This is a genomic window from Bradyrhizobium sp. Leo78 (assembly GCF_059512425.1).
This window is the reverse complement of the sequence record NZ_JCAMOT010000005.1, coordinates 15,577-36,571: the sequence shown is the minus strand read 5'-3', so window position 1 is coordinate 36,571 and position 20,995 is coordinate 15,577. Positions and strand designations below refer to the sequence as shown.

The window sequence follows — 20,995 nt, the reverse complement described above, 5'->3', positions numbered from 1 at the left end:
CGTTTGACGCACCGTATTCTTATCGTCGACGACGACCTGCACATCCGCGAAGTCATCCGCGTCGCCCTCAAGAAAGCCGGCATGAACGTGGTCGAGGCGCGTGACGGCAAAGAGGCGCTCGCTCGGTTTGCGAGCGACCGGCCCGACCTCATCGTGCTCGACATCGGGATGCCAGAGCTCGACGGGCTCGACGTCTGCCGGGAGGTACGAAAGACTTCCGACGTACCTATCTTGTTCCTGTCGGCGCGCGACGACGAGATCGACCGCGTGCTGGGCCTCGAGATCGGCGGCGACGACTACGTGACAAAACCGTTTAGCCCGCGCGAACTCGTCGCCCGTGTCAACGTCATCCTGCGGCGCATGAACTCTCGCGGCGGCGACGCCAAAGCCGGCAACACGGTTCTCACGCAAGGCAGACTGTCCGTCGATCCCGAGCAGCACGTCGCGTTGTTTGCCGGGATACCGCTCCGGCTGACGGCAATCGAGTTCGGAATCCTGCGTGCCTTCCTGACGCGGCCGACGGCCGTCTTCAACCGCGAGCAGCTCATGCGCGCGTCCTACCAGTTCAACATCCAGGTGTCCGACCGCACCATCGACAGCCACATCCGCAACATCCGCGCCAAGCTCGCCGCGCTGAACTGCGACAACGTCATCGAGACCATTCACGGCGTCGGCTTCAAGCTCGGGCGATGCGAGCCGCAGGCATGAGCGGTCCGAATGCGCCCGACAAATGGCGGCCATCGCTCAGCCTGGTCATCTTCACCGTGCTGGCGACCGTCGCCATATTGCCCCTGGTCGGCCTGTTCTTCTTCCGCCTCTATGACAACCAGCTCATTCGCCAGACCCAGGCCGAGCTGATTGCGCAGAGCCGCGTGCTGGCGGCGATCTTCGCGCAGGAGGTACAGGCGCAGCTCACCAACGGGATTCCGCTCGGCGCCGAGATCCCGCCCGGCGTCTTGCCCGATCCTGGCGATCAGGTTACCCCGATCCGGCCCGCGCTCGATCTCACCGGCAATGACCTGTTGCGACGGCGGCCCGCCGCCCTGCCCGCGCGCGCACCGGCCGACCAGGCCTATGTCGAGATCGGCGCGCGACTGCTGCCGATCGTCCGCGAGACGCAGAAGGTAACGCTAGCCGGATTCAGGATCCTCGATCCGCACGGCGTCGTGATCGCGGGACGTCAGGAAGTCGGACAATCGCTCGCCCATATCGAGGAAATCGCCGCGGCGCTCCATGGCGAATATCGCGCTGCGCTGCGAATCCGCGTGCCGGACAAGCCCCCGCCGCCGATCTATTCCATCAGCCGCGGCGTCGGCGTGCACGTGTTTTCCGCGATGCCGGTGATCGTCAACAACCGCGTGGCCGGCGTGATCTATACGACCCGGACGCCCAGCAACATTTTCGACCATCTCTATCAGGAACGCGTCAAGTTCCTGCTTGCCGCCCTCGCCGTGATCCTAGCGACGATGGCGATCGGGCTGTTTTTCTCTCGCACCATCACCCAGCCCATGCACGAACTGATCGGCCGCGCCGCGCGCATCGGCAAAGGTGATCGCAGCGCATTCCGTCCGTTGCGGCACTACGGCACGCGCGAATTCGCACAGCTCTCGCATAGCTTCTTCGGCACGGCCGAACAGTTGGCGCGGCGTTCGGACTACATCGCGATGTTCTCGGCACATCTCACGCACGAGCTGAAATCGCCGCTCACCTCGATCAAGGGCGCGGCGGAGCTGCTCTTGGATTCTCTGGACGACAAATCGGACGGCCTGACCCGTTCCGAGCAGAAGACCTTCGTGTCGAACATTCTCGGCGATACCGAGCGCCTCGAAGCGATGGCCCAGCGCTTGCGCGAACTAGCGCGCGCCGAAACCGTGCCGCAGAACGAGCGCACCGAACTCGCGTCCGTGATCAGTGATCTCAAGGGCCGGTTCCCGGCTTGCGTTGTCACGGCGGCCGGCAGTCTCGACCGGCCGATCGGGATGTCCGGCGAAAAGGCGCTGATCGTCCTCTCACACCTTGCCGACAACGCCGTGCGGCACAACGCCAGGAATATACGGCTCGACGCCGTGGACGAGCATACGGCCGTCAAGCTGGTCGTGGACAATGATGGCGATCCGATCTCGGAAGCCAACCGCGAACGGATCTTCGACGCCTTCTTCACCACCCGCCGCGATGCCGGCGGCACCGGGATGGGGCTTGCGATCGTGCGCGCCGTGATGACAAGTCACGGCGGCTCGATCCGACTGCTGCCGACCAGTGAAGGCGTGACCTTCGAGCTTAGGCTTCCCGCCGCTTGAACCTCACACCCGCTCGATGATGATCGCAGGCGCCATGCCGCCGGCGGCACACATCGTCACCAGACCGCGCTTGAGGTCACGCCGCTCCAATTCATCCAGCACCGTGCCGATCAGGATCGAGCCGGTGGCGCCGATGGGATGACCGAGCGCGATGGCGCCGCCATTGACGTTGACCTTCTCGCGATCCAGCTTGAGATCGCGGATGAACTTCTCCGCGACCACGGCAAAGGCTTCGTTGATCTCGAACAGGTCGATATCGTCAAGCGTCAGCCCGGCCTTGGCCAGCACCTTGCGCGCCGCCGGCACTGGCGCGTTCAGCATCAGGGTCGGAGAATCCCCCATATTGGCCATCGCGACCACGCGCGCCCGCGGCTTCAAGCCGTGCTTCCTGGCGTAGTCGGGCGAAGCCAGCAGGATCGCGGCAGAGCCATCGACCACGCCGGACGAATTTCCCGCGTGATGGACAAAATCGATATCGAGATCGGGATATTTTTCCAAGATCAGCTTGCGATAGGTCGTCCCCTTGTCGTCGAGCGCGTAGTCGGCGATCGCCGGGAAGGCAGGTTTCAGCGCCGCGAGCCCTTCGAGCGTGGTCTGCGGCCGCGGATATTCCTCCTTGTCGAGCGCGAGCGCGCCATCCTCGCGATAGACAGGAACCAGGCTCTTGTCGAAATGGCCGCCCTTGATTGCGGCTGCCGCCCGCTTCTGGCTCTCCAGCCCGAGCGCATCGACGTCCTGCCGCCTGATGCCCTCGAGCGTCGCCACGGCGTCGGCGCAAACGCCCTGGTGCGATTGCGGATGCCTTGCGCGCAGGCGGAGATTGCCGGCGTCCATCATGAATGGCCCCTCGCCGCGCCGTCCCTCCATCGACATCACCTCGGTGCCGCCAGCGATCACGAGATCCTCGGAGCCGGACATGATCGAAGCAGCTGCCATGTTGACGCTGGTGATGCCGGAACCGCAGAAGCGATCGAGCGTGACGCCGCTCGCCTTCACGTCATAACCGGCATCGAGCGCCGACATGCGGCCGAGATCGCCGCTCTGCGCGCCCCGCTGGGAACTGGTGCCCCAGATGATGTCGTCGACATCAGCGGTATCGATGCCTGTGCGATCGGCCAGCGCGCGCAGCACGGTGGCGCCGAGCTGCTGCGGATGGATGCCTGACAGCGCGCCCTTGCCCGCCTTGCCAATGCCTCGCGGCGTCCTGCATGCATCGATGATCAGCGCGTCAACCATGGTGTGTTCCTCAGACAGTATTACATCGGCGCATTTGCAGCCGATCACCCGGCAAAGTCAATTCGCTGTCGTAGGGTGGGTAAAGCGAAGCGTGCCCACCACTTACGGTCGATGCCAGAAAGGTGGGCACGCTTCGCTTTGCCCATCCTACGCTACCCCCGCCGCAGCGCCAGAATCTTCTCCGCGGCGCGCAGATGCGGCTTGTCTACCATCTTGCCATCCATCTTCACCACACCGGACGGATTTTCCGCGAACGCAGCGACGACGCGCTCCGACCACGCGATCTCCTCGTCCGTCGGCATGAAGGCAGCATTGACGACGTCGACATGCTTTGGGTGGATCACCGCCTTTGCCAGGAAACCATCCTGCCGCGCCGTGATGCATTCCTCCCGGAGCGCATCCAGATTGTTGATGTCGGTCGCGATCGTATCGATGGCGACGACGCCGGCGGCAGCCGCACTGATCAGGCAGAGATCGCGCGCCAGCCAGAACGGGCTGTGAAAACGACTACCGGTGCGGTTGCGCGAGGCCCCGAGCGAGGCGGCGAGATCTTCGGCGCCCCACATCATGCCCCATAGCCGCGGGCTCATATTCTCGCAGTCGAGCAGTTTCAGCACCGCCCGCGCCGTCTCGGTCGCAACCGTCACGATGCGTGTCGTGCCCTGGGCAATGCCGGATGCCGCCTCGAACGCATCGAGGTAAAGCGCGAGCTTGTTGACGTCGGGGGCCCCTGCACATTTCGGCAGGACGATGCCGTCTGGCTTCCCCGGCATGACGGCTGCGAGATCGCCCAGCGTCATGTCGGTGTCGAGCGCGTTGACGCGGACATACATCTTCTGATCCGGATTGCGCGAATTCAACATCTCGCGCGTGATGCCGCGCGCCGCCACCTTCTGCTCCGGCGCAATGGAATCCTCGAGATCGAGGATCAGGGCATCTGCGGCCGTCTTCTTCGCGCTTTCGAATTTCCGGACGCTGTCGCCGGGAACAAACAGGAACGAACGCATCGCCTCACGCCTTCGGTTTGCAGAGCATCAGCCCAGTACGGCGGCAGCTCGCCACCACCTCGCCGCGCTGGTTGGTCATTGTGTGCTCGAATTCCACGAGCCCCTGGGTCGGCCGCGACTTGCTCGGGCGCTTCGAGACGATCTTGGTGTGCGCCCGCAGCGTATCGCCATGAAACACCGGCTTCGGAAACTTCACGTCCGTCATGCCCAGATTGCCGACGGTGGTGCCGAGCGTCGTATCATAGACGCTCATGCCGATCATGATGCCGAGCGTATAGAGGCTGTTGAACAGCCGCTGGCCATATTCGGTCTTCTCGGCGAAATGGGCATCGAGATGCAACGGCTGCGGGTTCATGGTCAACAGACTGAACATCGTATTGTCCATCTCGGTCACGGTGCGGCTGAATTCATGATGGAATTCCCGCCCGACCTCGAACTCCTCGAAATATAGTCCTGCCATCAGCGTCCCCGATAGTTTGGCGTCCGCTTCTCGACGAACGCGTTCAACCCTTCCTGACAATCTTCCGTCGTCGCGACAAGCGCAAAACTCTCGGCCGCGTTCTCGATCGCGCGGCGGTAGTCCGCATCCACTGCGCGCATGAAGGCATCGCGGCCGAGCTTCATCACGATCGGCGACTTGGCGGCGAGCTTTCGGGCGACCTCGCGGGCGCGATCGAGCGCGGTCCCCTTCGTCACGACTTCGCTCAAAAGGCCCATGCGAAACGCGGTTGCCGCATGGAACGGCTCGCCGAGAAACAACGGGCCGAAGGCCTGGTGCTTTCCGACCAGCCGCGGCAAATGCACGAAGTGAAGCGCTGGTATCAGCCCGACATCGATCTCCGGATAGCCGAAGGTCGAGGCGTCGCCGGCAATGATCATGTCGCAGGATATGGCAATGGTCATACCGCCAGCCCGCGCGGCACCATCGATCGCTGCAATCGTCGGCTTGCCCATTCGGTACTGGACATCGTTGAGGGCGAAGTAGAGCCGTTCGAGAAAGCCCTTGATCTCGATCGCCGGCTTGCCGCGCACGATGTCGAGATCGAGCCCGGCACAAAACACCTTGTGGGCACTGCCGATGATCACGGCGCGCACGGCCGCATCGTCCTTGGCCGTCTGCAATGCAGCCAGCAGCGCATCGATCAAGGACAGGCTCAGCGCGTTAACCGGCGGGCGATCCAGCATGATCTCGGCAATACCGTCGGCAACCAAGTAGCGGACGAGTTTGTGGCTCATGATGCACCACCTCCATTCGGCCGCGACTGACGCACGGCACCGGCCGCGATCAACGCATCGATGACGGCACCGTCGAAGCCAGCCTCTGTCAGAACCTCGACGCTGTCCTGTCCGATATCCGGCGCGGGACGCAGATCGTCCTCTGAACGACTTGCGATCCCCGGCGTCCGCGGCGTGTAGACCGGGCCGACGCCGGGCGTATCCTGGCAGACCGCGGCCTTGGTTGCCTCGACGTGAGCATTCCTCAGCCATTCGCCGGGATTGTGGATGCGCTCCGCGATGATATCGGCCGCATGCAGCCGCGTCAGCCACGCCTCGGCCGTTTGGGTCAGGAAGACTTCCCGTAGCTGCGGGATCAGCGTATCAGCCGAATCCGCACGCCGAGCGAAATCGGCAAAACGCGGATCAGCGGCGAGATCTTCGCGCCCGATCGCCGTGCAGAGCCGCCTGTACTGCGCTTCGTTCACCAGCGTCACCATCATCCAGCCGTCCTTGGCCTGGTAGGTGCCGGCCGGCACGTTGAGCGCGCGCGGTGCACCGCCTTCCAGAATGAACTCAGCAACCTTGTGCCCCAGCAGCGCCGCCGTCGACTGGCAGAGATTGACGTCGATCCAGCGCCCCGTGCCCACGGTCGCCCGCGCGAACAGCGTGGTGGCGATGGCCTGGAAGGCGTAGACGCCGGTGACGACGTCGGAGATCGTCGTGCCGACCCGGTGTGGTGTACCGTCGGCGCCGACATTGACCGAGACCAGACCCGAAAACGCCTGCGCCACGGAATCCGATCCGGGACGCTTCGCGTAAGGCCCACTTTGCCCGAAGCCGCTGACCGAGAGATAGACCAGGCCGGGATTGTCGCGTGACAGCGATCCATACCCAAGCCCGAGCCGCGCGGCCACGCCGGGCCTGAAGCCTTCGATCAGGATGTCGGTGTCCCTTGCCAGCTTCTGAGCAATCCCGATCCCATCCTTCTGCTTCAGGTCGAGGCACAGGCTGCGCTTGCCGCGGTTGTAGACGGCGGACAGCGTGGTATGGTTGCCATAGGTGGTCCCGAGATAGCGCGACCAGTCACCCTCCGGCGGCTCGACCTTGATGACGTCGGCGCCATAGACCCCAAGCAGCATCGCGCAATAGGGCGACGCAATGCCCTGTCCGAAATCGAGCACGCGAAGGCCGCGATAGGGCGCCTCGTGCGTTGGCGCCAGCCTGCTATCAATCGCCATTCATCCTCCCCATGGAGCCGAAGGCTACAGCGCCAGATAGCGCTGCCGAATGTTGTCGTTGGCCTTCAGCTCTTCGATGGGAGATGTGTAGACGATTTGGCCCTTGTCGATAACCGTCGCGTGGCTCGCAAGGCCAAGGCAAAAATGCATGTTTTGCTCGGCGATCAACACCGTGGCGCCGGTTGCGCGAAGCTGCCGCAACAGTTCGCCGATTCGTTGCACGATGATCGGTGCCAGCCCCTCGCTCGGCTCGTCCAAGAGCAGCAGCGCTGGGTTGCCCATCAGCGTCCGCGCGATGGCCAGCATCTGCTGCTCGCCGCCGGACAGCCGTCCCGCGATCCGGTAGCGCAATGGCTCGAGCAGCGGGAAAACGTCATAGATGCGCTGAATCGACCATTCGTCCTCGCCATTTGGCCCCTTCTTCTGGCCGATGACGAGATTGTCTTCCACCGTATGCTCCGGGAAGATCTGGCGATCCTCCGGGACAAAACCCAATCCGGCGCGGGCGATGCGATGCGGCCGCATCCCGGAAACGGTCCTGCCGTTCAGGGTCACCTTGCCGCGACGCGCCGGCGCAAGTCCCATGATCGCCTTCATGGTAGTGGACTTGCCGGCGCCATTGCGGCCAAGGAGCGCCATGGTCTCGCCCTGCCGCACCGAGAGGCCGACGCCAAACAGGATCTGGCTAGTGCCGTAGTAGACGTCGAGGTCCTCGACCTGCACGACTGGCAAAGCGCTCATGTCACGGCCTCGGCATGGTCCTCGGTGCCGAGATAAGCCTCGATCACCGCTTCGTTGCGCCTGATGGCATCAGGTGTGCCAGTCGCAAGGATGCGGCCGTAGCAGAGCACGACGATCCTCGGCGCGATCTTGAACACGATGTCCATGTCGTGCTCGATGAAGACGACCGTGATCTTCTGCGCCTCCCAGAGCTCCCGGACCTTGTCGATCATCCGCCAGCGCTCTTCGGTGCCCATGCCGGCGGTCGGCTCGTCCAGCAGCAGTACCTTTGGCTCGAGCACCAGCGCCAGCGCGATATCCAAGAGCTTCTGATCGCCATGCGACAGTGTCGCGGCGGTGCGGTGGCGCTTGTTGGCAAGGCCCAGTAATTCCATCGCGTGCTCCGCGCGGTCCAGCGTCTCGCCGAGCGGGAAACGCCGGTGCAGCACGGTCGAGCGGCGCTGATCCGCGCAGACCGCGGCGAGCATGGTCTCCTGCACGGTGAGCGAAGGAAAGATGCTGGCAACCTGGAACGCTCGCCCGATGCCGTGCCGCACGATGTCGGGTGGAGACTTGCCGGCGAGATCGACGCTATCGAGCAGGACCTCGCCGGCATCCGGCCTGAGCGCGCCCGTGATCAGGTTGAAGAATGTGCTCTTGCCGGCACCGTTCGGACCGATCACGGCTGTGAGCGAGCCATCGGAAAAATCCAGCGAAACATTGTCCGTCGCTTTCACCCCGCCGAACGACTTTGAGAGCCCGCGAATATCCAGCATGGCTAGCCGCGCTCCCCTGGCCCGTCGCGCCGCTGCGCATACCACTCGAGCACATAATCCATCAGGCCCTTGCGCAGGCCGATGGCGAAGAACAGGATCACGGCGCCGAGCACGATGCCATGATATTCCGTGTAGCGGGTGACGGTATCGTTGAGGATCAGCAGCAGCACCGTGCCGACCATCGGCCCCAGGAACGTGGTGACGCCGCCGAGCATGTTGATGAAGATGCCCTCGCCCGAAATCGTCCAGTAGGCGAATTCGGGATAGGCGCCGGAGACGAACAGCGCCATCACCATGCCGCCGGTGGACGCGAACAGCGCCGCCAGCACGAAGATGGTCAGCTTGGCGCGCCAGACATCGATGCCGATGAAGCTGGCGCGCCGCGCATTGTCGCGGATCATGCGCAGCGTATAGCCGAACGGCGATTGCGCGATCTGGCGCATCAGAAGCAGGCCGAGCACCAGCAGCGCGCAGCTTGTGATGTAGAGATGCACATGATTGGCAAGATCGATGCCGAAAAAAACCGGCCGTGGGATGCCGCCGCGCAAGCCCTGGTCGCCGCCGGTCAGCGACGCCCAGGTCAGGATCGTCGAGTGGATCAGCATCTGGAATGCCAGCGTGACGAACGCGAAGTAGATCTCCTTCAGCCGCACGCAGATCGCACCGATGATCGCAGCGCAAACGGCGGTGATCGCGAGCGTCGCCACAAAAGCCGCCGGTATCGGCACGCCGGTGCGCTGCATCAGCAGGCCGAAGCCATAGGCGCCGAGACCGAAGAACATGCCGTGCCCGAACGAGATCATGCCGGTATAGCCGACGAGCAGATTGAGCGACGTCGCGAACAGGCCGAACGCTGAACAACGGATCACGAAATCGAGCAGCGCCTTGCTGCCGAAGAAGAATGGCAGCGCCGCCAGCACCGCAAAGGCGACCAGCGCAATCAGAATGTCGCGATAACGCGAGCGGAACGAGCGCGTTTCGATGCGCGGCGTAGTCAAGGTCTCCGACGCGCGATCAGCCTGCAGCTCGGTCATGCGACCTCCTTGCCGAACAGGCCGGTCGGCCGTGACACCAGGACGATCACCATGAACAGGTACATCAGGCCTTCGGTGAACAAGGGAAAGCCGAGCGAGCCGAACGAGCGGATCAGGCCGATGAGCAGAGCTCCGATCAGCGCGCCCAGGATCGAGCCCATGCCGCCGATCACGGTGACGATGAAGGATTCGATCAGCACTGAAAATCCCATTCCCGGCGTCAGCGAGCGCACCGGCGCCGCCAGTGCGCCGGCAAGCCCAGCGAGCATGCCGCCGAGCGCGAACACGCCGCCATAGAGCAGCCCGGTATTGATGCCGAGCGCCGACACCATGCCCGGATTGTGGGCGGCCGCGCGGATCACCTTGCCGATCCGGGTGCGGGCAAGCCCAAGGCCAAGCACCAAGGCGGCGGCCAATGCGACCCCGATCAGCAGCAGGTAATAGGGCGGCACGACGCCGCCGGCGATGAACAGCGGTGGCACCTGGAACGCCGATGGCATGCCCATCGACTTGAATTCAGGCCCCCAGATCATGCGTACGACGTCGTCGAAGATCAGCACGAAGGCGTAGCAGACCAGCAATTGCATCAGCACGTCGGCGCCATAGACGCGGCTCATGAACACGCGCTCGAAGATCAGGCCAAGGAGCGCCGTGCCCGCCGCGCCGCAAAGCATCGCGAGCGCAAAGCTGTCGGAAATCTGGTACGCAGTCATCGCGAAATAGGCGCCGAACATATAGAAGGCGCCATGGCTGAAATTGACCACCTTGAGCACGCCGAAGATCAGCGTCAGCCCGACGGCGACGAGAAACAGCAGCATACCGATAATGAGGCCGCTGGTGGTTTGCGTCACCAGGCAGGCCGGACTGGCGAGGCAGCCAGCGAGCGCGTCTATATCCAATGCAGTATTTCCATCTCAGCGCGCCGAAACCGTCGGCGCGCAACTCGCCAAACGTGACGTATGTAGAAGCGGCCCGCCCGCCTCCACTCACAGGCCGGTCAGGTGTAGCCCTTGCTCTTCTTCCACTCGGCTTCGAGCTCGAAGATGGTCTTCCAGTCGCCGGCCTTCACCTCCAGCACATAAGGTTCCTGCAGGATCGTGGTGCCCCAGCCGATGGCGTAGCCGACCAGGGTGTTGTCCTCCGCGCGCATCGTCACGGTGCCGTCGGCGCCGAACGGGCATTTGATCGTCAGCCCGCGCAGCGCCTCCGCGACCTTCTTGCCGTCGGTGGAGTTGGCTTTTTTCACCGCCTCGGTTAGCAGCATCACCGCAGTCGCATTCTGCCACGACCAGTTGGTCGGGTACTCGTTGTACTTCGCCCGGTAGGCGTCGCCCCACGCGGCATTCTCCGGCGTCTTCGGGAATGTCTTGATGTAGCGGTTGCCGGAGTGAATGCCCTTCGGCAGGTTCTTCACCACCGTGAGCGCCGTGTAGTCGGCCATGTTAACGGCGAACACTTCCATCTGCGTGAACAGCGCGTAGATGTTGGCCTGGTCGATATAGGACGTCAGATCGCCGCCCCACAGGCACGTATACAGCGCCTGCGGCTTGGCCTGCAGGATCTTCGTCACCACTTCGGTGTAGTCAGGCTGGAACAGCTTTGGCCAGGACTCGCTGATGATCTCGACATCGGGCGCAAAGCGCTTGAGATAGAGCGCGAATTCGCCGGTGGTATCGCGGCCATAGGCATAGTCCGGCGAGCAGGTCGCCCATTTCTTCAAGCCCTTGGCCTTCGCGATTGCGGCCGCATAGCTGCCGCCGACGATCGAATCATGAATGCCCTGCCGGACGCAGCGGAACGCGTTCGGAATGTGCTGCTTCGGATCCGCGGTCAGCGAGGAGGCTTCCGAGCAGGTGTGGATGCAGAGCACGCCGAGATCGCGCGCCACTTCGTGCACCGCGAATGATCCGGACGAGGCCTCGCCGTCGAACAGCATCTCGCAGCCGTCGGTGTTGACGAGTTCGCGCGCGACGCGGGCTGCTTCCTGCGGCTGGCCCTTGGAGTCGCGGATCACCATCTCGATCTGCCGGCCAGCCAGGCCGCCCGCGGCGTTGACCTTCTCGACCTCCAGCAGCACGGCATTGCGCGAGGACGTGCCGAGCTGCGCGACGCGGCCCGACAAAATCGTCGGCATGCCGATCTTGATGGTCTTGGCCTGCGCTCGCGCCACCCATGGCGCAGCGATCGTCACCGCACCGGCGCCCATCAGCGCCAGAGTCGCACGGCGGCTGACGCCCGGTTGACGGGTTCTCTTCATTCTCCCCTCCCAGTCGGGTTGTCGTTCCCTATTCCCTTGCCGGAGATCATCTCGTCTCCGTAGACACAAGGATTTCAGAGCAAGGGGGGTGACGTCAAGCCAAAGATGAATTACGAGTCACAGTTCATCGGGGAAGGAAACGAGGCCGAAACGGCCCTTTGAGCGGCAGATGATCAACCTTTCGAGCTTCATCGCCTTTCATGCCAAGCGGACGCCGCATCGGTGTGCGCTGAAATATCGCGGCGTGGACATTTCCTACGGCAACTTCGACGAGCGCATCCGCCGGGTGGCCGGGTGGCTCGCCTCTCGCGGCATCGGTCCCGACGACGTCGTGGCGGTGCTGATGAAGAACAGCGCCGCCTTTCTCGAACTGGTGTTTGCCACCAGCCATATCGGCGCGGTGCTCCTGCCGATCAACTATCGCCCTTCCGCCGATGAGGTCGGCTACATCGTCGGCAATGCCGGCGCGCGCATCCTGATCGCGGATCAAGAGCTTGCCGCAACCGCGGCGGGCCATGCGCCAATCGTATTGCTGGATGAAGCCGCGCAATCGACTGCCACGCAGCTCGCGCCCGATATCGCACCCGCGCCGATGCATGTCCGCCGACCGCAGGACCTGATGCGGCTGATGTACACGTCAGGCACGACCGACCGCCCCAAGGGCGTGATGCTCAGTTACGAGAACATGTACTGGAAGTCGGCCGACCAGACGCTGGTGCTCGGCCTCAATGCGGATACGCGCCTGCTTGTCGTCGGCCCGCTCTATCACGTCGGCGCCCTCGATCTGCCTGGAATCGGTGTGCTGTGGCACGGCGGCATGCTCTCGGTCCATCGCGACTTCAAGCCCGAACAGGCACTTGCTGCGATCGAAGCGGAGAAGCTGAACGCGGCCTGGCTCGCCCCTGTGATGACGACCGCGATCCTCACTTGCCCCACCCGTGACCGTTACGATGTCTCAAGTCTCGCATGGGCGATCGGCGGCGGCGAGAAAACGCCGGAGGTGCGCATCCGCGCCTTCTCCGACTGTTTCAAGAATGCCCGCTACATCGACGCCTATGGTCTGACGGAAACCGTCGGCGGTGACACCTTCATGGAGCCGGGCCGCGAGATCGAGAAGATCGGCTCGACCGGCCGCTCTATCGCCCATGTCGAGATCGAGATCCGAGACGATCAGGGCAATCGGCTCCCCGCCGGCGAGAACGGCGAGATCTGCCTGCGCGGACCGAAGGTCACGAAAGGATATTGGCGGGATCCGGAGAAGACCGCAGCCGCCTTCTTCGGCGACTGGTTCCGCACCGGCGATGTCGGCTATCTCGACGAGGAGGGCTTCCTCTATCTCACTGACCGCAAGAAGGACCTGATCATTTCCGGCGGCGAGAACATCGCCTCCTCCGAGGTCGAGCGCGTCATCTATGAAATGCCCGAGGTTGGCGAGGTCGCCGTCATCGGCGCGCGCGATGAGTGCTGGGGCGAGAAGCCGATCGCGATCGTCGTGCTGGCGGAAGGCGCTGCGCTCGATCTGCCCGCCCTCACCGATTACTGCCGCACCCGGCTTGCCAGCTTCAAAGTGCCGAAACAACTGATCATCCGCGACAGCCTGCCGCGCAACCCTTCCGGCAAGGTGCTCAAGCGCGTGCTGCGCGCCGAACTGGAGACCGCTACATGACCCAAGCACCGCACGCTGCGCCCATCAAGATCCCCAAGCTGAACCGGGTCGAGCGCAACGCCTGGACCAAGCAAAAGATCTTCGACGCCGCGACCAAGGTGGTCGGCAAATATGGCTACGCGGAAGCCTCCGTCGCCCGCATCACCGAGGAAGCCGGCGTCGCGCAAGGCACCTTCTACAATCATTTCGAGAACCGGCAGGAACTGCTCGAGCAGCTCCTGCCGAAGATTGGACTGGACATGGTGCGCTTCATCCACGCGCGCACCGGCACCGCCCACACCGCGCGGCAGGAGATCGAGCGCTTCACCGCCTTCTTCGATTTCATCCTGGAAGTGCCGGAGTTCCTGCGCATCCTCAACGAAGCCGAATTCTTTGCACCGATCGGCTACCAGAAGCATTTCGACAATATCTCGATCGCCTATGTGCGCATCCTCGGCCGCGCGCGGCAGGCCGGCGAGATCATTAATTTCAGCGACGAGGAGTTCGAGGCGATCGTGCAGATGCTGATGGGCGCGCGCGGCTATCTCAGCCGCCGCTATTCCTACACCGACGGCAAGGTCACCGCCCCGCCCGATCATGTGATCTCGGCCTATCGGAAGCTTGTGACCCGCGGCCTGTTCAACAAAGCAAGTCAGGAAAATGGCCATGACCGCTGATGGCTTCGTTCTCGTCACCGGCGGCAGCCGCGGCATCGGGGCCGCCACCGCCACGCTGCTTGCCGACCAGGGCCAGCGCGTCGTCATCGTCGACATCGCGCCGGAACCACTGGTCGGGACCGATGCGATCCTCTGGCCCGCCCCGTTCGATGTCGCGAGCGAAGCGACCGTCACCGCCGGCGTTGCCGATATCGAGGCCGCGCATGGGCCGATCACCGGCCTTGTCAATGCCGCCGGCGTGTTCGGCAAGATGCATCGGATCGAGCGGGTGCGGATGGAGCAATGGGACCGCGAGGTCAACATCGACCTGCGCGGCACGTTTCTGGTCGCCCGCAGCGTCGGCGTGCGGATGGCCGCGCGGCGAAACGGCGCCATTGTCAATGTCGCCTCAGTCGCCGGCATGACCTCGGGCCCGATCCACGCCTATACCGCGGCGAAGGCCGGCGTCATCCAGATCACGCAGACGCTTGCCGCCGAATGGGGCCGGGTCGGCGTGCGCGTCAACGCGGTATCGCCGGGTTTCACCCGCACGGCGATGCTGGAAGCCGGCATCGCCTCGGGCGCGCTCGACAAGGAATTGCTGTCGCGGCCATCTGCCATGAGCCGGCTGGTCGAGCCGTTCGAGGTGGCGCAGGCGATTGCCTGGCTGCTTTCACCAAAGAGCAGCGGCGTCACTGGCATCAACCTGCCTGTCGATGCCGGCTTTATCGCGGGGTCAACATGGGCCGCCTATGGCGGATTGCCGGAAGCACCGGAAGCGTGAGGACAACAGCATGAACATCGAAATGCCGCGCAAGAAACTCGACCTGGCTTCCGCGATCGCTGAAGGCGACATCCGCGTGCTGTTGATGGTGCTCGTGCACATGACTGGCGATGAGCGCTGGCTGGAACCACCGTACAAGCCCAAGCGCGACGTGCGCCTGATCCCCGATCCGGACGCCGGCGTGCCGAAAGAAATTCAGGACGAAATCCGCGCCGCGGTCCTGAAGCTCTATGAGAACGGCGAGCCCAAGCCTGCTATCACCGATCCCGGCAACGAATTGATGCTGAAGATGATGAGCGCAACGCTCGGCGAGCCCGTTGCGCCGGAATATGCGCCGCTGATGCGCGAGGAAATGGGTTTCATCCCGCGCGATGCGCGCTGGACCAAACGTCCATCGGACGAGAAGCTCGCCGAACAGCACGTCCTGATCGTCGGCGCCGGCGTCTGCGCGATTGCGCTCGGCGTCGCGCTGGACCGGCTCGGCATCCCCTATACCATCGTCGAGAAAGAGGACGAGATCGGCGGCACCTGGTACGTCAACCGCTATCCCGGTTGCGGCGTCGATACCCCGAACCACTCCTATTCCTTCTCGTTCGGCGAGCGGAACCAGTGGACGCGTTATTTCGCGCCGCGCCAGGAACTGCTCGACTATCTCTTGAAGGTGGTGCGCGAACACGGCATCCGACGCCATGTCCGTCTCAACACCGAGCTGATCGCCTCACGCTGGGACAACAATAAGCGGCGCTGGATCTCGACTCTCAAGACCGAGAAAGGAGAAGAAACTTTTGAATCGACCGCTCTCGTCAGCGCGATCGGTCAGCTCAACGACCCCGCCCCGGCCCATTTCAAGGGCGAGCAAGATTTCCAGGGCCTCGCCGTGCATTCGGCGCTGTGGTCCGACGATATCAATCTCGACGGCAAGCGCGTCGCCGTGATCGGCACCGGTGCCACCGCGATGCAGCTCGTGCCTGCCATCGCCGATCGCGTATCGTCGGTCACGGTCTATCAGCGCACGGCGCAATGGGCACGCCCGGTCAAAGGTTACTCCGACCCGATCACCGAAGGCGCGCGATGGCTGCTCGCGCATTTGCCCTTCTATGTGCAGTGGTACCGCTTCAACATGTTCTGGCGCTATGGCGACGGCCTGCTGCCATTCCTGCGCAAGGATCCGAACTGGCCGCATCCGGCGCGCGCCGTCAACAAGGGCAACGACCGGCACCGGCAGGAGCTGACGGATTTCATCCTGTCCGAGCTCAAGGATCGCCCCGACCTGATCGAAAAATGCGTGCCGACCTATCCGCCCTATGGCAAGCGCATCCTGCTCGACAACAACTGGTTCAAGACGCTGACCAAGCCGAATGTCGAGCTGGTCACCGACCCGATCGATCATTTTGCGCGCGATGGCATCGTCACGGCAGACGGCGAGCAGCGTGCGCACGACATCATCGTCATCTCAACCGGCTTCAGGGTTTCGGAGATGGCGGCGCGGCTCAACATCACCGGGCGCGGCGGCAACAATCTCAGGGATGTCTGGGCCAACGATAACCCGACGGCCTATCTCGGCTTGACCGTGCCAAACTTCCCAAACTTGTTCCTGATGCTGGGCCCGAACTCAGGACCTGCGCATGGCGGCAGCGTGATTTTCCAGTCGGAATGCCAGAGCCGCTACATCTCGGCTTGCCTGGTCGAGATGGTCGAGAAAGGCATTGCCGCCATCGATGTCAGTCAGGAAGCCCATGATCAATATGTCCGCAAGGTCGATGCCGAACATGAGCAGTTGATCTGGACCCATCCGGGCATGACGACCTATTACCGCAACAGCCGGGGCCGCGTGTTCTCGGCCATGCCCTGGCGCTTCGTCGACTATTGGGGGATGACCCACGATCCCGATCTGAGCCAGTATCGACAAACGAAACGTGCAGACGCCTGAGCGCCACCACGATCAGGGAGGGCCAAGGATGGAAAGGCCGCGCGTACGCATCTACACCGACTACAAAAGCCCTTACGCCTTCGTCGCCAACAAGCGCCTGTTCGAGCTCGAAGAGCAGCATGGCGTCGAGTTGGAATGGCTGCCCTATACGCTGCGGATCCCGGAATTCATGGGGACGGTGGAAGAGCGCACCCCGCATTTCTGGCGCAAGGTGCGTTACGCCTACATGGACGCGCGGCGTTTCGCTAACGCGCAGGGCCTGACGATGAAAGGGCCGCGGCGGATTTACGACGCCTTCTATTCCAGCGCCGGCATGCTGTTCGCCCAACGCCACGGCCTGTTCCGGCCGTACCACGACACGGTCTTTCGCCGCTTTTGGAACCATGATCTGGAGATCGACGAACTATCTGATATCGCTGGCGTGATCGCGACGATCGGCGGCTCGGCGAAAGAGTTCGAGGAATATGTTCATGGGCCCGCGCGAGCGGAACATGATCGGATCGTCGAGGAAGCGGAGGCGCTCGGCGTGTTCGGCGTCCCGACCATGGTGTTCAATGGCGAGCTGTTCTGGGGTGGCGATCGCATCGACTTGCTGATCGAGCGCATCAAGGATCCGACCTCCATCGCGATAGCGCTTGGCAGCCGACATAGGAAATGATCCTGCACTTCAAGGTTCCCTCACTCGGGGAACCGCGACTTCACTTGACAGCCTCCAATATCTGCCGCAGCATTTTGCTGATGCACCTGTCGGGGTGCTGGAGCTTGGCTCCCGGCCTTGCAGGGATTGCCGGTCGATTATGTCGTCGGGCGGCAAGCAGAGGATACGGACAGATGTCCGTCGGGCCACTCTTGGAGAGGAGCATGACGCCACCGGGACAGTCCTGTGACCTTGCTCAGCGGCAAGGTCTCGGCGCAGTTGAGGCGAACAGCAGCTGCTAGCCGCATTGCGCCGTCGACAATCTGAACATATCCACCGGATGGGAGCGCAAAGGCCACGCGCTTTACGATCCAGAGTTATCCTGGTGTCTACCAGAATCCTTCGCTAAAACGAAGATGCAGGGCCCCGCGATGCTCCAATGCACCGGGGCCCATTAATTTGCAGGGTTGAGGCGTCGAGGTCTGCCATCCAGATCCGGAACCGAACTCCTCTTCGCGCGCTAATTTCGCTCGAACCGAGGGAGGTCATGATGAAACGCTATCTGCTTTGTCTCGGTTTGGTTGCGTTGCTCGCGGCTGTCTGCCCTGCCCTCGCCCAAAGCACGAGAACCGGTCCGGCATTTTATGTTGTGCTCAACTCGCTGACCAAGAGTTGCTCGGTCGTCGACAAGACGCCCAAGACGGATACCCCGAACATCACGGTCGCAAGCGACACGGTTTACAAGAGCCGGGCCGAGGCGGAGGAAGCGATCAAGACCTTGCCGTCCTGCTCGCGATAGCTGGTTCGCTAGATGAAACCGAAGGCGATCAGTTCGCAGCCAGATGCGCCCAGCACCCCGCGGGCTCCAGCAGCGGTGGATCCGATCAGCCGATAGCGTCCTTCGCTCATGACTGACTCGCTTCCTCGCGCAACGGCCGGAAGAATTCGCGCACCTCGCGCACGAACAACTCGGGCTGCTCAAAGGCGGCGAAGTGCCCGCCCTTCGGCATCTCGCTCCAATGACAGATGTTGGTGTAGCTCGCCTCCATCCACTTTCGAACCGGCGTGACAATCTCCTTGGGAAAGACGGCGACGCCGGTCGGCACGGTGACCTTGTGCGCGGTTCGCCGTTTCGATCCGAAGCTTTCCCAATAGAGCCGCGCCGAGGAAGCCGCGGTGGCGGGCACCCAATACAGCATGACGTTGTCGAGCAGTTCGTCGCGGGACAGGATGTTCTCGGGATGCCCGTCGCAGTCGGTCCAGGCCCAGAATTTCTCGAGGATCCACGCGGCCTGACCGCTCGGTGAATCCGTCAGCCCATAGCCGAGCGTTTGCGGGCGGGTCGACTGCTGCTTCGAATAGCCGGAATCCCAGTCGGCGTAGTATTTGATACCGTTTAGCGCCCGCACCTCTTCCGGCGTCGGCTGTCCCTCGACATTGGGCCGCGTCGCCATCGCCAGCGTGATGTGAATGCCGGCGCAATGCACAGCGTCTTGCGCGCCCAGCGCGGTCGTGACGGCCGAACCCCAGTCACCTCCTTGCGCGCCGTATCGTGCATAGCCAAGACGTTCCATCAGCACGGCCCAGGCCGCGGCGATGCGATCGACGCCCCAGCCGGTTGCACGCGGTTTGCCGGAGAAGGCGAAGCCCGGCAATGACGGACAGACCACATGAAACGCGTCGGCCGCACGGCCACCGTGCGCGGTCGGGTCGGTTAGCGGTTCGATCACCTTGTGGAATTCGACCACCGATCCCGGCCAACCATGGGTGATGATCAGCGGCAACGCGTTCGCGTGCGGCGAGCGAACATGCAGGAAATGGATGCCAAGTCCGTCGATCTCTGTCGTGAATTGCGCGAAGCGATTGAGGCGCGCTTCGCGGCTGCGCCAGTCATATTCGTCGGCCCAGTAGCGGCAGACCTCCTGGATCCACTTCAGCGGAGCACCCTGGCTCCAGTCTTCGACCAGCTCGGCCTCGGGCCACCGCGTCCGGCCGAGCCTTGATTTGAGATCTTCGAGCACATCGTCACCGACCGCGATCCGATAGCGATGTATCGCTGTGCTCATGGCCCGATCCTCCAAACGACACGCTCAATATCGGAGAAAAAGCAGGCTATGCGCAAGCCGCATGGACAGGCGGCCCTCCCCTCGGCGATTACGCTTCCGGATCCGGGCAGGCGATCTCGACGCGGCATCCCGCGCCCGGGTGGATCGTCAGCCGGAAGCCGTGCAGCTTGACGATCGCAGCCACCAGATTGAGCCCTAGGCCGACGCCGGGCGTGTTGCGCATCTTGTCGGACCGATAGAACCGCCGCAGCACAGCGTCGCGCTCCTCTGCCGTGATCCCGCTACCGGTATCGACAATGCGGATCACGGTTTCATTCCCGTTGCGCAGCAGTTCGATATCGACCTTGCCGCCTTCCGGCGTGAACTTGATGGCGTTGTCGACGAGATTGGTGACCGCCTCGATCAACAGGTCCCGGTCGCCGCGCACGTTGAGCTCGTGCTCCGCGTGGACCGTCAGCACGATATTCTTGTTCTCCGCGATCGGCTCGTAGATGTCGCAGACCTCCCGCAACATCTCATGCAGCCGCACGATGCCGAAGCCGGCCGACCGCCGGCTGTTCTCGATCTCGGCAAGCCGCAACAGCGCAGTGATGATCGTCAGCGACTGATCGATGCCTGCGATCGCCTTGTCTGCGACCGTCTGAAGCTGCTCCAGCGACGTTGCATGGGTGCGGCCGCGCTCGAGCGCGAGCCTTGCGCGGGTCAGCGGCGTCCTGAGATCGTGGGCGATGTCGTTGCCGACGCCAGCCAGCGCGTTGATCATCGTTTCCATCTCGTCGAGCATGCCGTTGACGATGACTGCGAGCTTGGAGAAGGGCTCGCTGCCATCGCGATAGGGCAGCCGTTCACGCAGATCGCCCGCGATAATGCGCTGGACGCGCTGGTTGACCTCCTCGACCTGCCGTTGCGCCCGCACGCTCAGCCACGCGCCGGCCAGAAGACAGATGATGAATGCCGGCAACAATCCGAACGCGAGCGCTTCGCCGACGACGTGGGAGATTTCCTTGGTCTCATCGACATTGCGTGCAATCGCCAGAACGTTGCCGTTTGGCATGCGCTTTGCGATCGCGCGAACTGAATGATTGTGATCCGGCTGGTCTACCCTCGCCGCGGTGACGCTCTGCGCCGGGGCGTCGATCTTGAGACCGGCCGGAAGACGCTGCATGTTGCCGGCCAACCTCCGCCCGTCCGAGCCAAACACCCCTGCAAACTGAACGCCGCGCGAATCCTGCCGCAGATGATCTTCAATCGCGTTGAGCTGGCGCTCCATCGGCAATGTCGCCATGAAGGCGATCTGACGGCCGAGCATGCGGTCGGTCCGCTCGATCAGATAATTGTCGATCTTCACATAGATGAAACCGAACAGCGCGATCATGAAGACGGCAAGGACGCCGGCCACCGCAAGGGCCCAGCGAAAGCTGTTCGACCGAATGAATTGCCACTGGCCCATCGTGTTCGGATGTCTCTGCATGAGATCAACGGCCATCGATCGGA

Annotated in this window: 20 protein-coding genes; 8 read left to right on the top strand and 12 right to left on the bottom strand. The window is 63.2% G+C overall.

Annotated elements, in window-relative coordinates; translation table 11 throughout:
* Positions 1–3 precede the first annotated feature (3 nt).
* Positions 4–708 carry a response regulator transcription factor gene (locus AC5ZG1_RS08175; protein WP_496132538.1) on the top strand — a complete coding sequence of 235 codons (705 nt, stop codon included), beginning with the start codon at positions 4–6 and terminating at the stop codon, positions 706–708.
* Positions 705–2,297, top strand: coding sequence for a sensor histidine kinase (locus AC5ZG1_RS08170; RefSeq protein ID WP_496132537.1), 1,593 nt, complete (start codon positions 705–707; stop codon positions 2,295–2,297). Before AC5ZG1_RS08175 ends, AC5ZG1_RS08170 begins: the two co-directional genes overlap by 4 nt.
* A gap of 3 nt (positions 2,298–2,300) precedes the next feature.
* On the opposite strand, the gene AC5ZG1_RS08165 is transcribed toward AC5ZG1_RS08170, so the two are convergent.
* The 10 genes from AC5ZG1_RS08165 to AC5ZG1_RS08120 form a co-directional block, all read right to left on the bottom strand.
* Positions 2,301–3,533: an acetyl-CoA C-acetyltransferase gene (locus AC5ZG1_RS08165; protein ID WP_496132536.1), complete on the bottom strand. Its 1,233-nt coding sequence runs from the start codon at positions 3,531–3,533 to the stop codon at positions 2,301–2,303.
* Between the two features lie 152 nt (positions 3,534–3,685).
* Entirely contained in the window at positions 3,686–4,540 is an 855-nt protein-coding gene (locus tag AC5ZG1_RS08160; RefSeq protein WP_496132535.1) for an HpcH/HpaI aldolase/citrate lyase family protein, read from the bottom strand.
* Positions 4,541–4,544: 4 nt separating this feature from the next.
* Positions 4,545–5,000, bottom strand: coding sequence for a MaoC family dehydratase (locus AC5ZG1_RS08155; protein WP_028164873.1), 456 nt, complete (start codon positions 4,998–5,000; stop codon positions 4,545–4,547).
* Positions 5,000–5,776 (bottom strand): enoyl-CoA hydratase/isomerase family protein, encoded by a 777-nt coding sequence (locus tag AC5ZG1_RS08150; protein ID WP_496132534.1) that lies wholly within the window; start codon positions 5,774–5,776, stop codon positions 5,000–5,002. The genes AC5ZG1_RS08155 and AC5ZG1_RS08150 overlap by 1 nt, the downstream gene beginning before the upstream one ends.
* Positions 5,773–6,996, bottom strand: coding sequence for a CaiB/BaiF CoA transferase family protein (locus AC5ZG1_RS08145; RefSeq protein WP_496132533.1), 1,224 nt, complete (start codon positions 6,994–6,996; stop codon positions 5,773–5,775). Before AC5ZG1_RS08145 ends, AC5ZG1_RS08150 begins: the two co-directional genes overlap by 4 nt.
* 24 nt (positions 6,997–7,020) lie before the next feature.
* The gene (locus AC5ZG1_RS08140; RefSeq protein ID WP_496132532.1) at positions 7,021–7,737 is read right to left on the bottom strand and encodes an ABC transporter ATP-binding protein; all 717 of its coding nucleotides are present in this window, start codon (positions 7,735–7,737) and stop codon (positions 7,021–7,023) included.
* On the bottom strand, positions 7,734–8,492 hold the full coding sequence (locus AC5ZG1_RS08135; protein WP_496132531.1) for an ABC transporter ATP-binding protein: 759 nt from the start codon (positions 8,490–8,492) through the stop codon (positions 7,734–7,736). The genes AC5ZG1_RS08140 and AC5ZG1_RS08135 overlap by 4 nt, the downstream gene beginning before the upstream one ends.
* A 2-nt stretch (positions 8,493–8,494) precedes the next feature.
* Positions 8,495–9,526 carry a branched-chain amino acid ABC transporter permease gene (locus AC5ZG1_RS08130; RefSeq protein ID WP_496132530.1) on the bottom strand — a complete coding sequence of 344 codons (1,032 nt, stop codon included), beginning with the start codon at positions 9,524–9,526 and terminating at the stop codon, positions 8,495–8,497.
* Positions 9,523–10,425, bottom strand: coding sequence for a branched-chain amino acid ABC transporter permease (locus tag AC5ZG1_RS08125; protein ID WP_130223679.1), 903 nt, complete (start codon positions 10,423–10,425; stop codon positions 9,523–9,525). Before AC5ZG1_RS08125 ends, AC5ZG1_RS08130 begins: the two co-directional genes overlap by 4 nt.
* A gap of 98 nt (positions 10,426–10,523) precedes the next feature.
* Positions 10,524–11,783, bottom strand: coding sequence for an ABC transporter substrate-binding protein (locus tag AC5ZG1_RS08120; protein WP_496132529.1), 1,260 nt, complete (start codon positions 11,781–11,783; stop codon positions 10,524–10,526).
* A gap of 169 nt (positions 11,784–11,952) precedes the next feature.
* Here AC5ZG1_RS08120 and AC5ZG1_RS08115 point away from each other — a divergent pair, with 169 nt between their 5' ends.
* From AC5ZG1_RS08115 to AC5ZG1_RS08090, 6 genes are all read left to right on the top strand, one after another.
* A complete protein-coding gene (locus tag AC5ZG1_RS08115; protein ID WP_496132528.1) occupies positions 11,953–13,449 on the top strand; it encodes an AMP-binding protein in 1,497 nt (498 codons plus the stop codon).
* Complete coding sequence (locus tag AC5ZG1_RS08110; protein ID WP_496132527.1) at positions 13,446–14,105, top strand: TetR/AcrR family transcriptional regulator; 660 nt, start codon at positions 13,446–13,448, stop codon at positions 14,103–14,105. Before AC5ZG1_RS08115 ends, AC5ZG1_RS08110 begins: the two co-directional genes overlap by 4 nt.
* Positions 14,095–14,868 (top strand): SDR family NAD(P)-dependent oxidoreductase, encoded by a 774-nt coding sequence (locus AC5ZG1_RS08105; RefSeq protein ID WP_496132526.1) that lies wholly within the window; start codon positions 14,095–14,097, stop codon positions 14,866–14,868. Before AC5ZG1_RS08110 ends, AC5ZG1_RS08105 begins: the two co-directional genes overlap by 11 nt.
* Positions 14,869–14,878: 10 nt before the next feature.
* A complete protein-coding gene (locus AC5ZG1_RS08100; protein ID WP_496132525.1) occupies positions 14,879–16,798 on the top strand; it encodes a flavin-containing monooxygenase in 1,920 nt (639 codons plus the stop codon).
* 28 nt (positions 16,799–16,826) lie between these two features.
* Complete coding sequence (locus tag AC5ZG1_RS08095) at positions 16,827–17,456, top strand: 2-hydroxychromene-2-carboxylate isomerase (RefSeq protein ID WP_208824547.1); 630 nt, start codon at positions 16,827–16,829, stop codon at positions 17,454–17,456.
* 529 nt (positions 17,457–17,985) lie between these two features.
* On the top strand, positions 17,986–18,234 hold the full coding sequence (locus tag AC5ZG1_RS08090; RefSeq protein WP_130223693.1) for a hypothetical protein: 249 nt from the start codon (positions 17,986–17,988) through the stop codon (positions 18,232–18,234).
* Positions 18,235–18,340: 106 nt separating this feature from the next.
* Here AC5ZG1_RS08090 and AC5ZG1_RS08085 read toward each other — a convergent pair whose 3' ends face one another.
* Positions 18,341–19,501, bottom strand: coding sequence for an epoxide hydrolase family protein (locus AC5ZG1_RS08085; protein WP_496132524.1), 1,161 nt, complete (start codon positions 19,499–19,501; stop codon positions 18,341–18,343).
* Between the two features lie 88 nt (positions 19,502–19,589).
* A complete protein-coding gene (locus tag AC5ZG1_RS08080; protein ID WP_456643177.1) occupies positions 19,590–20,987 on the bottom strand; it encodes a sensor histidine kinase in 1,398 nt (465 codons plus the stop codon).
* Between the last annotated feature and the right edge of the window lie 8 nt (positions 20,988–20,995).

Excerpts from the sequence above, each read along its gene's own strand:
- AC5ZG1_RS08090 (WP_130223693.1), top strand. The coding sequence starts at position 17,986 with ATGAAACGCTATCTGCTTTGTCTCGGTTTGGTTGCGTTGCTCGCGGCT.
- AC5ZG1_RS08100 (WP_496132525.1), top strand. The coding sequence starts at position 14,879 with ATGAACATCGAAATGCCGCGCAAGAAACTCGACCTGGCTTCCGCGATC.
- AC5ZG1_RS08150 (WP_496132534.1), bottom strand. The coding sequence starts at position 5,776 with ATGAGCCACAAACTCGTCCGCTACTTGGTTGCCGACGGTATTGCCGAG.
- AC5ZG1_RS08145 (WP_496132533.1), bottom strand. The coding sequence starts at position 6,996 with ATGGCGATTGATAGCAGGCTGGCGCCAACGCACGAGGCGCCCTATCGC.
- AC5ZG1_RS08115 (WP_496132528.1), top strand. The coding sequence starts at position 11,953 with ATGATCAACCTTTCGAGCTTCATCGCCTTTCATGCCAAGCGGACGCCG.
- AC5ZG1_RS08105 (WP_496132526.1), top strand. The coding sequence starts at position 14,095 with ATGACCGCTGATGGCTTCGTTCTCGTCACCGGCGGCAGCCGCGGCATC.
- AC5ZG1_RS08135 (WP_496132531.1), bottom strand. The coding sequence starts at position 8,492 with ATGCTGGATATTCGCGGGCTCTCAAAGTCGTTCGGCGGGGTGAAAGCG.
- AC5ZG1_RS08095 (WP_208824547.1), top strand. The coding sequence starts at position 16,827 with ATGGAAAGGCCGCGCGTACGCATCTACACCGACTACAAAAGCCCTTAC.
- AC5ZG1_RS08160 (WP_496132535.1), bottom strand. The coding sequence starts at position 4,540 with ATGCGTTCGTTCCTGTTTGTTCCCGGCGACAGCGTCCGGAAATTCGAA.
- AC5ZG1_RS08130 (WP_496132530.1), bottom strand. The coding sequence starts at position 9,526 with ATGACCGAGCTGCAGGCTGATCGCGCGTCGGAGACCTTGACTACGCCG.
- AC5ZG1_RS08155 (WP_028164873.1), bottom strand. The coding sequence starts at position 5,000 with ATGGCAGGACTATATTTCGAGGAGTTCGAGGTCGGGCGGGAATTCCAT.
- AC5ZG1_RS08140 (WP_496132532.1), bottom strand. The coding sequence starts at position 7,737 with ATGAGCGCTTTGCCAGTCGTGCAGGTCGAGGACCTCGACGTCTACTAC.
- AC5ZG1_RS08080 (WP_456643177.1), bottom strand. The coding sequence starts at position 20,987 with ATGGCCGTTGATCTCATGCAGAGACATCCGAACACGATGGGCCAGTGG.
- AC5ZG1_RS08110 (WP_496132527.1), top strand. The coding sequence starts at position 13,446 with ATGACCCAAGCACCGCACGCTGCGCCCATCAAGATCCCCAAGCTGAAC.
- AC5ZG1_RS08170 (WP_496132537.1), top strand. The coding sequence starts at position 705 with ATGAGCGGTCCGAATGCGCCCGACAAATGGCGGCCATCGCTCAGCCTG.
- AC5ZG1_RS08120 (WP_496132529.1), bottom strand. The coding sequence starts at position 11,783 with ATGAAGAGAACCCGTCAACCGGGCGTCAGCCGCCGTGCGACTCTGGCG.
- AC5ZG1_RS08165 (WP_496132536.1), bottom strand. The coding sequence starts at position 3,533 with ATGGTTGACGCGCTGATCATCGATGCATGCAGGACGCCGCGAGGCATT.
- AC5ZG1_RS08085 (WP_496132524.1), bottom strand. The coding sequence starts at position 19,501 with ATGAGCACAGCGATACATCGCTATCGGATCGCGGTCGGTGACGATGTG.